14 protein-coding genes and 1 pseudogene are annotated in these 16,006 nt (G+C 41.4%); 9 read left to right on the top strand and 6 right to left on the bottom strand.

Annotated features, from left to right (window positions below; genetic code table 11):
* Window positions 1–189 precede the first annotated feature (189 nt).
* From BUA78_RS16515 to BUA78_RS16500, 4 genes are all read left to right on the top strand, one after another.
* A complete protein-coding gene (locus BUA78_RS16515; protein ID WP_072916764.1) occupies window positions 190–867 on the top strand; it encodes a response regulator transcription factor in 678 nt (225 codons plus the stop codon).
* On the top strand, window positions 860–1,777 hold the full coding sequence (locus BUA78_RS16510) for a sensor histidine kinase (protein WP_072916762.1): 918 nt from the start codon (window positions 860–862) through the stop codon (window positions 1,775–1,777). Before BUA78_RS16515 ends, BUA78_RS16510 begins: the two co-directional genes overlap by 8 nt.
* Before the next feature lie 105 nt (window positions 1,778–1,882).
* Window positions 1,883–2,551 carry an ABC transporter ATP-binding protein gene (locus tag BUA78_RS16505; RefSeq protein ID WP_072916760.1) on the top strand — a complete coding sequence of 223 codons (669 nt, stop codon included), beginning with the start codon at window positions 1,883–1,885 and terminating at the stop codon, window positions 2,549–2,551.
* Between the two features lie 13 nt (window positions 2,552–2,564).
* On the top strand, window positions 2,565–5,222 hold the full coding sequence (locus BUA78_RS16500; RefSeq protein WP_072916757.1) for an ABC transporter permease: 2,658 nt from the start codon (window positions 2,565–2,567) through the stop codon (window positions 5,220–5,222).
* A gap of 120 nt (window positions 5,223–5,342) precedes the next feature.
* Here the strand turns inward: BUA78_RS16500 and BUA78_RS16495 are convergent.
* A pseudogene (locus tag BUA78_RS16495) lies at window positions 5,343–5,444 on the bottom strand (transposase); the annotation flags it as partial.
* 82 nt (window positions 5,445–5,526) lie between these two features.
* Window positions 5,527–5,694, bottom strand: coding sequence for a hypothetical protein (locus tag BUA78_RS20310; RefSeq protein ID WP_175549054.1), 168 nt, complete (start codon window positions 5,692–5,694; stop codon window positions 5,527–5,529).
* Between the two features lie 181 nt (window positions 5,695–5,875).
* Between BUA78_RS20310 and BUA78_RS16490 the strand changes: the two genes are divergently transcribed.
* Together BUA78_RS16490 and BUA78_RS16480 are read left to right on the top strand one after the other, a co-directional pair.
* The gene (locus tag BUA78_RS16490) at window positions 5,876–6,841 is read left to right on the top strand and encodes a copper amine oxidase N-terminal domain-containing protein (RefSeq protein WP_072916754.1); all 966 of its coding nucleotides are present in this window, start codon (window positions 5,876–5,878) and stop codon (window positions 6,839–6,841) included.
* A gap of 73 nt (window positions 6,842–6,914) precedes the next feature.
* A protein-coding gene (locus tag BUA78_RS16480) for an IS3 family transposase (RefSeq protein ID WP_139257433.1) occupies window positions 6,915–8,020 on the top strand; the annotation gives its coding sequence in 2 pieces (ribosomal slippage) (window positions 6,915–7,164 and window positions 7,164–8,020; 1,107 coding nt in all).
* Between the two features lie 726 nt (window positions 8,021–8,746).
* Here the strand turns inward: BUA78_RS16480 and BUA78_RS16475 are convergent.
* Both BUA78_RS16475 and BUA78_RS16470 read right to left on the bottom strand, forming a co-directional pair.
* The gene (locus BUA78_RS16475) at window positions 8,747–9,094 is read right to left on the bottom strand and encodes a cupin domain-containing protein (RefSeq protein WP_072916746.1); all 348 of its coding nucleotides are present in this window, start codon (window positions 9,092–9,094) and stop codon (window positions 8,747–8,749) included.
* 302 nt (window positions 9,095–9,396) lie between these two features.
* Window positions 9,397–10,167, bottom strand: coding sequence for a stalk domain-containing protein (locus BUA78_RS16470; RefSeq protein ID WP_072916744.1), 771 nt, complete (start codon window positions 10,165–10,167; stop codon window positions 9,397–9,399).
* A 159-nt stretch (window positions 10,168–10,326) separates the two neighbouring features.
* On the opposite strand from BUA78_RS16470, the gene BUA78_RS16465 reads away from it, so the two are divergent.
* Window positions 10,327–11,766, top strand: a complete 1,440-nt coding sequence (locus tag BUA78_RS16465) for a polysaccharide deacetylase family protein (protein ID WP_072916741.1) — start codon at window positions 10,327–10,329, stop codon at window positions 11,764–11,766.
* A gap of 124 nt (window positions 11,767–11,890) precedes the next feature.
* On the opposite strand, the gene BUA78_RS16460 is transcribed toward BUA78_RS16465, so the two are convergent.
* Window positions 11,891–12,598 carry a vWA domain-containing protein gene (locus BUA78_RS16460; protein WP_207650513.1) on the bottom strand — a complete coding sequence of 236 codons (708 nt, stop codon included), beginning with the start codon at window positions 12,596–12,598 and terminating at the stop codon, window positions 11,891–11,893.
* 658 nt (window positions 12,599–13,256) lie between these two features.
* On the opposite strand from BUA78_RS16460, the gene BUA78_RS16455 reads away from it, so the two are divergent.
* Window positions 13,257–14,789: a YifB family Mg chelatase-like AAA ATPase gene (locus BUA78_RS16455; RefSeq protein ID WP_072916739.1), complete on the top strand. Its 1,533-nt coding sequence runs from the start codon at window positions 13,257–13,259 to the stop codon at window positions 14,787–14,789.
* Window positions 14,790–14,824: 35 nt separating this feature from the next.
* Entirely contained in the window at window positions 14,825–15,268 is a 444-nt protein-coding gene (locus BUA78_RS16450; RefSeq protein WP_072916737.1) for a DUF3795 domain-containing protein, read from the top strand.
* A gap of 2 nt (window positions 15,269–15,270) precedes the next feature.
* Here the strand turns inward: BUA78_RS16450 and BUA78_RS16445 are convergent, their stop codons facing one another.
* Complete coding sequence (locus tag BUA78_RS16445; protein WP_072916734.1) at window positions 15,271–15,645, bottom strand: DnaJ family domain-containing protein; 375 nt, start codon at window positions 15,643–15,645, stop codon at window positions 15,271–15,273.
* Window positions 15,646–16,006 lie beyond the last annotated feature (361 nt).

Here is a 16,006-nt window from a genome sequence, read left to right as displayed (position 1 = left end):
AACTGCTTGCCAGAGTTTATGGAGTGGTTGAAGAATTCGTAAGCTATAATCCTATTTTAGAGACATCTAGCAAAATGCAACTATGCATAAAAAATTGTCGACAAGGATTTGACTGAAGTAGCGTTCAAGGCTGGTCTGCTGCTGCCAATTAAACCTGTGCGATTAGATTAAAGGCGAAAGGGGTAAGTGATGAAACAAGTATTGGTTGTCGAAGATGACCGCAACCTGAACCAAGGTTTGTGCCTTGCTTTAAAAGATCAGGATATTCAGGTTATGCCGTGTTTTGATTTAAAATCTGCCCGTGAACAGCTTACTGGTGGTGCGGCGGAATTGGTTTTGCTCGATATCAATCTTCCTGATGGCAGCGGGTTGGAACTGCTTCACGAAATTAAAACAGGGAGAAAACCTGTTCCGGTGATTCTTTTAACCGCCAATGATACCGAGATGGATGTGGTTATGGGATTGGAGCACGGTGCGGACGACTATATCACAAAACCCTTTAGTCTGGCGATTCTTCGTGCGAGAGTAAAGACCCAGCTGCGCCGTGAACTGGCCCGTGTGTCCAAGTCGTTTGTCATTGACAGCTATCGGTTTGATTTTGAGTATATGGAGTTCTACAAGGCGGATACTCCGGTAGAGCTAAGCAAAACGGAGCAGAAGCTCCTTCGGCTGCTGGTGGAAAACCAAGGAGTAACCTTAAACCGGGCAACTCTTCTGGATCGTGTCTGGACAGACGGAGCGGAATATGTGGACGAAAATGCGCTTTCCGTCACGGTTAAACGGCTACGGGACAAGCTGGGTGCGGCCAAGTATATCAAAACCGTCTACGGTTTGGGCTATGTATGGGTGGTGAAGCAGGATGAATGAATGGAATCTTGTCCTGTTTGTCATTGCGTTGACAGCCATTCTTCTTTGCTTGGCAATCGTGCTGTTAGAGCACCGTAAAACCCAAAAAATTATAAGAACACTTAACCAAATGTTGGATCGCGCGATGGATGGAAGCTTTATAGAAAACGCCTTTAACGAAAGCCTACTTTCGGCGGTGGAAAGCAGATTAAGCCGGTATTTAACCGCCTCCGCGGTATCTGCACGCAACTTAACGACTGAGAAAGAAAAAATCAAGGAGCTGTTAGCGGATATATCTCACCAGACAAAAACGCCGGTTGCTAATATTCTGCTCTATGCGCAGCTGTTGGAAGAGCAGAATCTGCCGGAAGAGAGCATGACTTGTGTAGTGGCGCTGAGGGGGCAGGCGGAAAAGTTGAGCTTTTTGATTGCATCTTTAGTGAAGCTATCACGACTGGAAATAGGTGTTTTTACCCTTCATCCGGTTTCAAATGCCATTGCCCCTATGCTGGAGGAAGCGGCGGATCAGTTTACGCCCAAAGCTGCGCAAAAAGAGATTAGGCTGACCATGAATGCCACGGATGCCCGTGCGGTATTTGACTATAAATGGACCACAGAAGCCCTCTGCAATCTGCTGGATAACGCTGTCAAATACACGCCCGTTGGCGGTAGCATAAAACTTTCAGTCGAGGAATACGATCTGTTTTGCCGCATTGATGTAGTAGATACGGGAATCGGGATATCGGAGGCTGAGCAGGCAAAGGTGTTTTCTCGCTTTTACCGCTCCCAATCTGTCAGCAAACAGGATGGCGTGGGGATTGGTTTATATCTGACTCGCCAGATTCTAGCTGGGCAGAGCGGATATATTAAAGTGGCATCGTCTTTGGGCGGCGGTGCTGTATTTTCCATGTTTTTGCCCCGACAAGCTTGAATTCTTACAATACTGTTAGAATTGCTTGTCCGCCGGAAAGATTCTGGAAAGAAACGTATGATAAAGTCTGTATTGTAACGAACCATACAGACGGAGGTACCTATCATGTCCATTTTAAAGACACATGATTTGAAAAAAATTTACGGCACCGGTGAAAACACTGTTCACGCGCTGGCCGGGGTCAATTTGCAGGTGGAAACAGGAGAATTTATGGCAATCGTCGGCACATCAGGCAGCGGTAAGAGCACGCTGCTGCACATGCTGGGTGGACTGGATCGCCCCACCGGTGGTATGGTTACGGTCGACGGCAAGGACATCTTCTCCCTGAAGGATGAAGAGCTGACCATCTTCCGCCGCCGCAAGATTGGTTTTGTGTTCCAGAATTACAATCTGGTCCCGGTACTCAATGTTTATGAGAATATTGTGCTGCCCATCCAATTGGACGGCAACAGACCGGACTGCGCCTATGTGGACAGCATTATCGAAACACTGGGCCTTCAGTCCAAGCTGCAAAACCTGCCCAACAACCTTTCCGGCGGACAACAGCAGCGGGTCGCTATTGCACGCGCTTTGGCTGCCAAGCCCGCCATTGTCCTTGCGGATGAGCCGACCGGCAATTTGGATTCCAAAACCAGTCAGGATGTATTGGGCCTTTTAAAGGTTACGAGTCAGAAATTTTCCCAAACCATTGTGATGATTACCCATAACGAAGAAATTGCCCAACTGGCCGACCGCATCGTTCGTATTGAAGACGGTCTGATCGTCGCTCGATAAGGAGGTGCGGAGCATGAATGTAGCAAACAGAAAATGTATTCGCGGTCTGAGTGTGAAAAGCATGAGAGCGGCAAGATCAAGAAATCTGATTGCTATTCTTGCCATTGCCCTGACCGCCGTACTGTTTACGTCCCTGTTCACAGTGGCGCTGTCTATCAACGATTCCTTTCAGCAGGCCAACTTCCGGCAAGTCGGAGGCTGGAGCCACGGCGGATTCAAATATCTGACTTTGAAGCAGTTCGAGGAAATAAAAAACGATCCGCTCATTGAACAGTATGGGTTGCGCCGTTTTGTGGGTATGCCGGAAAACGCGCCTTTCCTCAAATCCCATGTGGAAATTGGATACAGCGACATAAACCAGGCGCATTGGATGTACTGCGATCCGGTAGAAGGCCGGCTGCCTACTGAGGACAGCAAAGAAGCCGCTACCGACACGCGGGTTCTGGAACTGCTGGGTGTTGAGCCGGTATTGGGAAATGAGTTTACCATGACCTTTGACGTGGATGGCACGGAGGTAACAGAAACCTTTGTCCTGAGCGGCTGGTGGGAATATGACGAGGCGATTGTTGCCAACCATGTCCTTATTCCCCACAGCCGCGCGCAAGCCATCTATGATCAGGTCGGAATAGGAAGCGGTATCGGCAATGACGGCATGACAGGATCATGGAATCTGGACGTCATGCTGGGCAGCTCATTGCACATAAAACAGGACTTGAGCAAAATTCTTGCAAATCACGGCTATCAGACGGAAAACAGCTCGGCGGGGGACAATTATATCCCGACGGGTGTGAACTGGGGGTACACCGGCTCTCAGCTTGCCGATAATATAGATCCCATTACCGTTGTCGCAATCGCGGGTCTTCTGCTGATTATTATCTTCACGGGCTATTTGATTATCTATAACGTATTTCAAATCTCCGTTTCAAATGATATCCGTTTCTATGGTCTACTGAAAACCATCGGTACCACCGGTAGGCAGATTAAGCGCATCATCAGGCAGCAGGCACTTTTGCTGTCCTTGATTGGAATCCCCCTTGGATTGCTGGTTGGCTATGGCGTGGGGACTCGGCTGACTCCGGTGGTTTTATCCCGACTCAACGGCGTCGTACAGGACACGGTATCGGCAAGTCCGCTGATTTTCATTGGTTCCGCGCTTTTTGCTTTAGTTACGGTGGTAATTTCCTGCCGCAGGCCGGGCCGGATGGCGGCAAGAGTATCCCCGGTGGAGGCTGTGCTCTACACTGAGGAAATGGCGAATAAGAAAACGATACGCAAGGCGCAGTCAGGCGCGTCGCTGCCCAGAATGGCATGGGCGAACCTAGGGCGCAATCGCAGCAAGACGGCAATAACAGTAGCGTCGCTGTCCCTGGCTGTGCTGCTGCTCAATATGACAGTCACCTTTATAAATGGCTTTGATATGGATAAATATTTATCCAAAATGGCTGCGGATTTTATAGTAGCGGATGCGGGCTACTTTCAGGTAGGAAATATGTGGTCTGCGGAACGAGCCTTGCCCGAGGAAATCATTACTGAATTAGAGGCTAATCCTGGTATTGAAGCCGGAGGGCGTGTATACGGCAAAAGCAGTCCGGTGGAGGAATTTGTCACCGAGGACTATTACCGCGCCATGTATGGGGCGTGGAATGATCAGGAAACCTTGGACAATTCAGTTGCCGTTGCCCAAAAAAATGAGGCGGGATTGTTGGCCGACCAGGTACAGCTTTTCGGTATGGAACGCTACGCCCTGGGCAAGCTCCAGGTGCTGGAGGGCGATTTATCGAAACTCCATGAATCGGGTGGACGCTATGTCGCGGCGGTCTATTCCGATGATGACTACGGCAATCCCCAGATGGATTCTAACTGGGCGAAGATTGGTGATACCGTCACGCTCCGCTATGTGGAAGAGTACGAGTACTATGATCCGGAGACAGGCAAAATTCTTGATCCCGGGAATATGCTGGATGATCGGCCTTTCCGGTACAGGGCAAAAACTTATCGGGATATTGACTATGAAGTGGCAGCCTTGATTACGGTGCCGCATTCCCTCAGCTATCGTTATTACGGAGCTGATGAGTTTGTCATGAATGACCAGACATTTATTCAGGACAGCGGCACCAGCAACATCATGTATTATGCTTGCGATGTCAGTGACGAGGGTACTGCCGATATGGAAACTTTCCTATCTGATTTGACGAATGAACAGATGCTGCAGTTCGACTATGAGAGCAAATCAACTTATGCTGCGGAGTTCGACTCTTTCCGCAATATGTTCTTGATACTGGGAGGCGTGCTGAGCTTTATCGTCGGGCTTGTAGGCGTGCTCAATTTTCTCAACGCGATTTTGACGGGCATTCTGACACGCCGCCGTGAGTTTGCGATGCTCCAGTCCATCGGAATGACAGGTAACCAGTTGAAAACCATGCTGACTTGGGAGGGGTTGTATTACGCTCTGGGGGCAGTGACTGTATCACTTTTGCTTAGCATCGCGGCTGGTCCGTTGCTATCCAATGTACTGGCCAGCATATTCTGGTTCTTTACGTATCGGTTTACGGTTTTACCTATCCTATCTATCGCGCCGATTTTTACCGTACTCGGTATTGCCGTGCCGCTGATGGTGTACCGCACTGTTTCCAGACAATCCATTGTTGAGCGTTTGAGGGAAACAGAATAGTTGATAAAATCAGTAATTGGCGTTTATGTATCGACCAACAGATATGAGAAAAGATGGTGATGATTGATGCTGCGGTGTGCTCCAAAGGTAATAAAAGAGGCAAGAGCCAGGCCCCTCTGAAGTGATCCCCATTTTTCGAATTACTTCTGCTACGGGTGTACCCAGTTCGGCTTGTTTCAAAGCAAAAGCAATTTGTTCTTCGGTAAATTTTGATTTCTTCATCTTCTTCTCCCCTTTAACTTATTTTGCCATAAAACTAACATTTTTGGTGGACTAGTTTTTGGGGAGAAGGTCACTTTCTAAACTAGTAAATCACCTCGGCAAATACTAGTTGGCCAAGGTTGTTATCCACACGCTTGTCGGTTTTCATAACATCCCTGGCAAAGATGAACTTGAATGTTACTGTTGCCCGGGGATTACCCTGGTCATCGATTTTAGTATGAACCCCAATCGCGCATTGTCTTTTCATCATTACTTAACCATATTCTTGACGTGCCTCTAAAAAGTGAATTGTTTTACTGCAGAACAAGTAGTAATTTACATAAATCAAAATATAAATCAACTAGAAATAATAAAAGGAATATAGATACTAATGAAGAACTAGTATATTGTATAAATTTACTAATTAGAATTTTATTAAGGAGGATGATGGAGTGGTTAGAAAAAGTCTGGTGTTTATTTTTGCTGTAATTTTAATAGGCCTGATTCCGGCGGTTTCGGCGGCAGAGGTGCAGGATAAAATACAAGTTTCAATTAATGGAGAAAATGTAGATTTTAGTGAAATAACAGGATATCCTTTCTTAGACGAGAACAACTGCATTCAAGTACCTTTTAAGGCCACTCTTGAAAAATTTGGTGCAAAGGTGGATTGGTTAAACCAAATAGAAGTTGCAATTGCGGAAAAGAATGGAATTTATATAGAGATTCCCAATGGTAAATCATATATTTTAAAAAACGGAATGAAAATAGATAATGAATCTATCTCCCAAAGTAAAAATGGGAGATTATACCTGCCCATAAGAATCGTAATGGAGCAGTTTGGGTGTGATGTAAAGTGGGATAGCCTATCCCAAACAGTCCTGATTACCTACATTCCTGTAAAAGAAAAGGACGATGCTGCAGATGTTAAGCAAGAAACCACAAAAGATAAGCAAAATGCTGTAGATGTTAAAGAAGAAGACATAAGAGATAAGAAAGATACTACAAAAAAGGATAAACCACAGACCAAGGATTCTCAAGGAGGAGCAGGTTATTATTCAATAGAAGAGCGTGAGTCTGAGGATTATTGGGAGGCTTATGGAACCAATACAAAAGAAGAAACCGAGTACAAAAAACCGGTAATAACATTAGACCAGGATATTCCAAATGTAACCGACCAAGCCTCCTTTGTAGTTAGTGGAACATGTGAGAATACGGAGTATATAAGTGTACAAAGTCCATTAAATAATATGCGACCAATCAAACCTGAAAATAATAGATTTAGTATTACTGTAAAACTTGTTACAGATACAGATGTAGAGGCTGCCCAAAAAGAAAAGGGAATTGGTAATGGGGTAACTATAATCGCGAGAAATGGAGATAAAGTTTTAATAAAGGATTATATAGTTTACTATAATTGACCTGCTCCCCGAAAACTGATCCAAAGGAAATGTTAGTCCTGATGTAGTATAACTAAGTCAGGAGGGGACAGTTATGAGAAAACGTTTCACCGAGGAGCAGATTATTGGAATACTTAACTCCCATGAGAATGGGATGCCGGTCGCTGACATTCTTCGGCAACATGGCATTAGCGAACAAACCTTTTATCGCTGGAAATCTAAATATGGCGGAATGGACGCAAGTGATGCGAAGAAACTCAAGCAGCTAGAGGAAGAAAACCGCAGGCTTAAGCTACTCGTAGGTGAACTAACCCTCGACAACCAGGCTCTAAAGTGGGTTATTGAAAAAAACAAGTAAAGCCTGCTCGCAAGCGAAAGCTTGTTAAAGAACTCCAAGATACTTTTGGTATGAGTGAACGTAGAGCGTGCAGGCTTGTTGGTATCGGACGCTCCAGTCATAGATATGTTCCTTCTGCATCAGAAGAGAACGAGGCCTTGAAAACGAGAATATCTGAACTTGCCTTTAAGTGGCGTCGCTTTGGATATAGACGAATTCATGCCTTACTTCAGCGTGAAGGACAGAAAGTTAACCACAAGAAAGTATATAGGCTATACCGGCTTGCTGGCCTCGCTGTTCGTCGCCGCAAAAGAAAACGTGTTCTCTCTGGAAGGGGCCGCCCCCACACAGTTACGCCTCAACCGAATGTAAGGTGGTCTATGGATTTTGTTAGTGATTCGACGGCAACTGGGCAGCGATTTAGAGTTTTTGTAGTGATTGATGAAGCAACTCGAGAGTGTCTGGCCTGCGAAGTGGATACTTCAATAACAGGACAGCGTGTGACAAGAGTATTAGATAGAATTGCTATTTACAGAGGTTATCCCAAAGAAATCCTCTCTGATAACGGACCTGAATTTGCAGGACTAACCTTGAATCAATGGGCCTATGAACATAGAGTTATCCAATTGTTTATAGACCCCGGTAAACCAATGCAAAATAGCCATGTAGAAAGCTTTAATGGAAAACTCCGAGATGAATGCCTTAATGAACACTGGTTCAGAGGTGTAAGTGAGGCTCGTCGAATTATTGAAGAGTGGCGTCATGAATACAATACAGTTCGTCCACATAGCGGACTGAGCAACAAAACACCAGTAGAATATGCTACATATCTGGCTACAAAAACCTGTGAACAAGTTTCGTGACTAACATTCCCTGTGGTACAAAACCTGGGGGCAGGTCATAATGGTAAAACTAACGATGAGGAGTAATTGCATATTCTTAAGACCTGTGGGGCTTAAAATCCTCACAGGTCTTTTTTATATACAAAAAGAGACGACAATCTATGATGTCGTCCCTTAAATGTCACGAGTCTGTTGATAATTTCTGTAATAATGTTAGAAATTTTGTCATGCTTATTTTCTTGCTACCTTCTTAACCACACCCATGATAATGCTTGCTACTACAATCCCCTATAAAACATAAAGTAAACGTCCAATAAGTCAGTGTATGGAAATTTCCCTAATTCAGTGGGACAATTCTCTAAATTAGAGTTTGTAGAGTTTTTCGAGTGAACTCGAAAAACTTCAAAGGAGGTTTAGAGTTGAATACTAAGGAAGTGACCAACCAGTATCGATTAAATAAGTGGACTGATATTGTCCGAGAAGGTCAATTCTAAACTTAACGTACTAAAACAAAAGCTCCACCCCTTAGGGAAGGACTGATGAAATAAAAAAACTGTCTATATAAGGAAGCATTTTCTATGTCTAAAACACGAATAACTCCTAGTTAAAGTACCTTCGTAAGTATTTTTTCAATACCTCGTTCTTCTAACTTATCCAGTGATTCCGTGTTATCAGCACACCTTTTACAGTGTAATAATTAACTCTGTTTTTATTAGTTCAGTAATAAATACCTTTATTCGACCTCTTTTATTTATCGCCTTCCTCAGGCACAATGCAAATAAACGAAAGTTCTTGTTCTTCTTTGTTCATAAACTGATGCTCTACGTCACCAGGAACATAAGCAACAGAACCAGGCTCTAATGTATGTTCTTGCCCCCCTAAGAATAAGACACCCTTTCCACTTAGTACATAATTAATATGAGGCCAGGGATGTGAGTGACGTGGCGTATGTCCACCACCGGCCAAAGAAAACTGGCGCATCACCCAGCCCTCCCAACCTTGAGCCGGACCGATTAAAGTTTGTTTAGTGGCTCCGTTTACTCCAGGAGCATTCATGGTAATTTTCTCAATATTATTGACATGATTTATAAACATAGTATACCTCCTCATTTTTTACGATATTTATTGATAACCAAAAGGGATGACCACCTAATGATGTCGTTCTTTAATGTCATGAATTGGAAGATGTTCAGTCAATTTAATGGGGTATGGCTAACATCATAATAGAGCCTCTTAATAACTCTCATTTGCTTATACCAAATCCCAAGCAAAATAAACCAAGCCTATGATCATTCATGGAAGTCCCAACACCTCCATAAATATTAACTGATTGTTAAGGATAATTCAGATTTACTCCACCTAAATAGCAACCTACTTAATAGAAGTCGATACAATTATCATCTCCATATTCTTAATAAGATAGTATCATTTGACAGCAAGTGTAAAGAGACCTTATTTTCAATCTTCGAGGCAGTATTTAAATCTCCCTTCATAAAATCAGTTTGAATCTGGTTGATGATAGGAAGTGGATCAATTGATTTTGAATCTAGAATATATGCAACATCCGTTAACTGTTTATTTAAATCACCATTATTTTCAATGACTAATTCTAGTAGAATGTCAGCCGGATATGCTTTTACGCTTTGAATTGATGTTTCTAATGGAATAGTGAACCCTTCCTTGGAAAACTCACCCGTGAATATTGCCCTGACAGAATTGTCAACTGTATTATGAGTTACCTTGTAGCCTAAATTTTCTAATAGAAATTTAGCCGGAATATATGATTTCTCGCCAATTAATAATGGGCAGGTGTCCATTTTTTCTAAGTTAGAATAAAACTCCTTATGTTTAACTAAATAGTTATTTTCATTTAGTAAAAAAACAACATGATGGTCATTTTTAGTAAAGGTAATACTCTGATAGTCTACTTTATCTAGCCATTTCACGTCTGCTTGTAGATAGTCTCCTAAGGAACGGGAGGAAACATATATTCTGCCATTCATTAGGAAAGATGGAACATCCATTAGATATGGCCGGTCATTAACTATACTATTTTCTTCTCCCACTGGAATAACAATATCATTAGCTAAAGCAGGAACGGCAAATAAAAATAACCCCAATACAACCAGCATACCAAAAAATGTTATATTTTTCATATGATTTAGCATATATCCCCCAATGTTTGTTTTCTTTTAATTTCTTCAGGTATCATTCTGATTCCTTTTTAGCATAGCAAGTTTTGTAAAAAAGGTTAGAAAATAGAGGAATTTTGGAGCTTCATATAAAAATTATTAAAGATAGTAAATTGATAAGGAAGTGCTTCTTTTTTGAGAGTCACCACACTAATGCTTTTTTTGATCTTATTATTTATCCAACCTCTTTCTGCTCAGTCAAAGGATCAAGTTTCTACTACCGTCAATGGTAACACACATATCTTTTTGTTGCATGAAATTGGCCAGGGACCCCATGGTCTTTATGTTCCGGAACAGGATTTTGAGCGGCTAATAGATCATTTAAATAAAGAGGGGTATAAGTCTGTTACGGTATCACAACTACTGGACAGTAACTTTAAACGAGAAGAAGGGGATAAGCTTGTTGCGCTAACCTTTGATGATGGTTATGTCTCATTTTATGAAAAGGCTTACCCAATATTGAAGAAATACAATTATACCGCTACTGTTTTTATCATTACGGATATGGTGGATACACCCAACCATATGACATGGACGCAGTTGAGAAAACTGATGAATGAGGGGGTTGAAGTAGGAAGTCATTCTGAAACTCACCCATATTTATCAAAGCTGGACAGTTCATTGTTACAAAAGCAGGTTGAGGGATCAAAACAAAAGCTAGAGGAAATGTTGAATAAAAAAGTAACTGATTTCTGTTACCCCTATGGTGATTATAACGATGATGTTATCGAATTAGTTAGAAAGGCTGGCTATAAGTCGGCTGTCACAGTTCATACTGACATTTCATCCTCAAAAGATAACCTATACCAGTTGCCAAGGATAAATATTTACGGAAGCATGAGTAATCATACTATTGATACTCTGCTTAAAATGAAGCCAGGACAATTTGATGGTAACATTATAAATTATTTTTTAGCTATAGATTTAAATCAAAATGATGCTAATGCTTATTTACAAAGAGGCATGGCCTTTGAAAACATTGGCAATCATCGTGAAGCTATCAATGATTATACCAAAGCACTAGAGATAAATCCGAACTTCTCTGAGGCCTATAATGGTAGGGGTTGGGTCTATAATGAACTCGGTCAGTATGAGAAGGCGATATCGGATTATACAAACGCTTGTACTTTAGCCCCCCAATTCTCCTATCCCTATAATAACAGGGCTTCGGCTTATATTAAGGCTGAAAAATATGCAGAAGCTATTCAGGATTTAAATACTGTCATTGATATAGATCCTACCTTTCCATATTTGGCGTCTACCTATAATAAAAGAGGTTATGCCTATGCCAAATTGCAGGATCTTGATAAAGCATTAATTGATTGTAACAAATCTATAGAGTTAAAAAATGATTATGCCGATGCCTATCATAGTAGGGGGTATGTCTATTATTTAAGTGGAAATTATGAGAGAGCACTTTCTGATTTCCAAAAAGCTATCGAATTTGATAAAACGAAATCACTTTATTTTTATAACATAAGTAAAGCTTATGAGGCTTTAGGTCAAAAGCACCTTGCTAATAATATGTTGCAGAAGTCGCTTGAGTTAGATCTGCAAGAAAAAAATAAGGACTAAATTGCCGTGTGTTACAAAAGGGACGACATTATTTTAGATGTCGTCCCTTTGATGTTCTAAGTCTTTTGATAATTTCTGTTATATTGCTAGGAATTGTTCATGTATTGTTTCCCGTATTCCTGACTTATCTTAAAATACCCACTCTTTTGGCCTCTGCTTCCCATTGGGGGTATTCATAGAGGAGTTTGTCATATAAATGTTCGTCACTTAGGGACGCAATGTCTTTGACATCAAAGAAATTAGCATTATCGATTGTTCTCCCGCTAAGGCTATCTAATCTTTGCAAGAATTCAAATTTTTCGTCTCCAATTCCAACAAATTCCCAGAAAATATTATGGGCAGATGATTCTTTTAAAATTTTCTTAGTATTATTTTTATCTGAGTTGTTCCCATCAGTTAGAAATATTATAAAAGTAGGTAGTGGTGATGGGTCCTCGATGCAGTATTTATTAAAAACATCCTGCATTACAGGGGCATATTTTGTCTGTCCCCAAAACTTTTCAATAACACCACTCATAACTTTAGCGTCAATATAATTATAGAAATTATCTAGGGTAACTGGCTCTTTCATGCGAATAAATTCATCATTAAACAACCAAACATCCAATTCACCATTATCATCAAAATTTAAAGCGATTGGAAATAACTTTTCTAACACGTCCTGTACAGAACCATCCTTATAAAGTTTTCTCATTGAACCAGACTTATCTAGTACGACTCCAACTCTAGCTGTTACACTGGTTAAAGATTTTTTTACCAGTGATATTTTTAGGGTCTCTTTTCTTAAATCGAGCTTTCTAGTAGCTGTTTCTTTAACAAGACTAATAGACAATAATATTCCCTCCATCTCTCTTACTCGAATATTGTCGAATTCCCCATAAAACACAAAAGCACCCATAAGGGTGTTTTATTTTATGAAAGTATTTGACTTAACAGAAAGATTAAAGCTAATTTCCAAGTAATTTAATTAGACAAACAGAGTAATTTTCCTTCTTCCCTTGAAGATTATTAAAAGGATTGTCAAAAAATATAGAAAAAGTCGATATATCTTTAATCTTTTTCCTGGAGGTTAATTATGGTTAGACCATTAAGGAAATATAGTGATTACAGCAGAGAGATTTTCATAGGCGAAAACTTGACTATAGAGAGGTTGCTTCTAAACGTAGAGATTTAGGGAGCTGGCGAATTATTAGTTTTGGAATATGAAAGGAAACACTTAATTGAGGTTGGACGCGAGGATTTAGACAATGAAATCATTCACGCATCTAAAATAATAGGGCAATAAGCCATATTTACTGTTATTTCAACGCCAAAATGTGTAGCCGCCTCTCTAATAATTTATTTCACCCGGAATACTTGTCCTAATTTCTCTCCCTAGAGAAGATATTTTGCTTTAGAATTTACTATTCAACAGATTTTGAAATAAAGGTATGATAGTACTTCTGTTGAATTATAGCAATATTACAACTATTTACTCCGGGGGAATTTCTGTGCTGGCTATTATTGATAGTGTAGCATTACTGGGTTTAAATGGGCAGAAAGTAAGGGTAGAGGTAGATGTGTCGCATGGTCTGCCTTGCCTGGAAATTATTGGTCTACCCGACGCTGCGGTTAGAGAGGCCAAGGATAGAGTTCGCACAGCCATTAAAAATTCTAGTTTGGATTTTCCTATTCAAAGAATTACTGTAAATCTAGCCCCAGCTGATTTACGAAAAGAAGGGCCAATTTTTGATTTACCCATTGCCGTAGGCATTCTGGCTGCTACTGAACAAATTAATCCGGAAATAGTAGCTGATTTGCTATTTATCGGTGAACTATCTTTGGATGGTTCGGTGCGAGGTGTTCATGGAGTACTTCCCCTCGTCTTAGCTGCTAGAGAACTGGGAATCAAAAAAGTAGTTGTTCCGCTGGAAAATGCGCCAGAAGCAGCTCTGGTTCGGGATGTGGAGATATTTGGCATTCAGACCTTGGCAGAGCTTGCTGTAGCACTTAGGGGTGAGGCGGAGCTTCAACCTTCTATAGTAGAGGAGGACGTTTTTCTTTCATGTTCCGAGGGGGAGAACTTAGATTTTGCTGATGTAAAGGGTCAACTGGCAGCTAAGCGGGCCTTAGAAGTGGCCGCCGCCGGAGGACATAACCTCTTAATGCTGGGGAGTCCCGGTTGCGGGAAAACCATGTTGGCTCGTAGACTACCCTCTATTCTTCCCGATTTAACCTTTGAGGAAGCCATTGAGGTTACAAAAATTCATAGTTTAGCGGGACAGTTAAGTTCTCAAAATCCCTTGGTAAGGAAACGCCCTTTTAGAGCCCCGCACCATACTTCATCTTCGACAAGCATTGTGGGCGGGGGGCGGGTGCCTAAACCGGGGGAAATAAGTTTAGCCCATCATGGAGTATTGTTTATGGATGAGCTGCCGGAATTTCATAAAAATACTTTAGAAGCGCTAAGACAACCACTGGAGGATGGGTGTGTTAATGTTTCCAGAGTGGCAGCCAGCGTAAGTTTTCCAGCTAACTTAATGTTAGTTGGTGCAGCTAACCCCTGTCCCTGTGGATATCAGCTTGATAAGGAAAAGGAGTGTACCTGTACGCCCTTTCAAGTACAAAAATACTTACACCGAATTAGCGGGCCGTTATTGGATCGTATTGATATTCATTTAGAGGTGCCTAAAATATCCTATTCTGAGTTAAATGAAACAGCACCCGGTGAATCATCCCAGCAAATTAAAGTGAGGGTTGAACAGGCTAGGGCAATCCAACGGGAAAGATTTAAGGAGCGACTTATAAGCTGCAATGCTGCCATGGGTACCAAGGAGGTACGACTATTTTGCAAGCTGGATCAGTCGGGGACCAACTTGCTCAAAGAAGCCTTTACTAGGATGTCTCTTAGCGCTCGTTCTTACAATAGAATTTTGAAAGTAGCACGAACTATTGCGGATATTGACAACAGCGGAGCAATATTACCCCACCATATAGCAGAAGCAATACAGTATAGAGGATTGGACCGGTTGTTTAGAGTTTGAATTATTAGATCGTCAATAGTGAGGGGAATACTAAAATGGAATATCAACAGATCGTCAAAGAAATTGCCCCTTGTGGATTGGATTGCCGGAGATGTGCCGGATATTCACAGGGAGAGATTAAAGAACATAGTACTAAATTGCTAAATTTACTAGGGAATTATGAAAGATTGGCTAAAATAATGAGTGATCATAATCCAGCCTTTTCCGATTATCAGTCATTTAAAGAGATTCTGACATCCTTTTCCCAAGCCTCCTGTGCTGGTTGCAGGAATGATGCGTCAGCTTGTCCTGTAGATTGTATTGCCAAGACCTGTCATAAGGAAAAAGAGGTAGACTTTTGTTTTCAATGTAAGGAGTATCCTTGCTCCGGACAAAACAACCCGATGCTAAGAGAACGATGGCTACAAAAAAATAATCGCATGAAAGAAATTGGGGTTGTTGAATTTTACAACGAACAAAAACGGATTCCTCGATACTAGGACTAATCTCCAATAAACTTGGTATATATTTTATCTCTATAATAGGTGAGAGCTGAAGAGTAGGTCTTTCTTTGGTCCATCATGATATCAAATCTAAGAATTTTTTCATTTAGTTTTTTAACCAACTGTCTTTTATCCTTATTTTCGTGGCAACAATCAATTAGTTTTTGTAGAGTAATGATTTCTTTCTTTAGTTCCATTTCTTCAGGTAAAACGTTAGCGTTTTTAAGTAACCGGTAGCTAACCCTTAACTCCTCAGGTATATGGGACAGATCTTCCACTGGCAGAGGCTTGCCACTACCAGGTAGGTTATTTAGTTCCCCTTTTTCCACTGCCTCGCGTATTTTGTTTTCTGCGAGTGCTGCTAATATATCCATTCGTCCACCCACGTTCATTTAGTATTCTATAAGAAGACTTATGATAATTTTGACATTGAAAAAGTATTCCCTGCAAAAAGATTGATATTCTTAAAAAAAGTTCTTGCATAAACGAAATGATAGTGGTAAGATAACAAATGTCGCCGCTGAGCGGTGGCAACGAGAAAGACAAACTACCAAAAATTTCACTTGCAAGAAAGTGAGAGAGATGGTAAGATAAGATTCCGGTCGCGAGAGTGGCCAAAGCAAAATGGTCTTTGAAAACTAAACAGAAGATGATGGATGCATAAGGTCAAGTCAAAAGTCAGCGGAAGCTGAAACTAAGACGACCACAATGAATCCTCGTCAAGCGTTATATAAA

The organism is Desulforamulus aeronauticus DSM 10349 (assembly GCF_900142375.1).
Classification (GTDB): Bacteria; Bacillota; Desulfotomaculia; order Desulfotomaculales; family Desulfotomaculaceae; genus Desulfotomaculum; species Desulfotomaculum aeronauticum.
The sequence above is the reverse complement of the archived record's forward strand: the minus strand, read 5'-3'. Positions and strand labels throughout refer to the sequence as shown.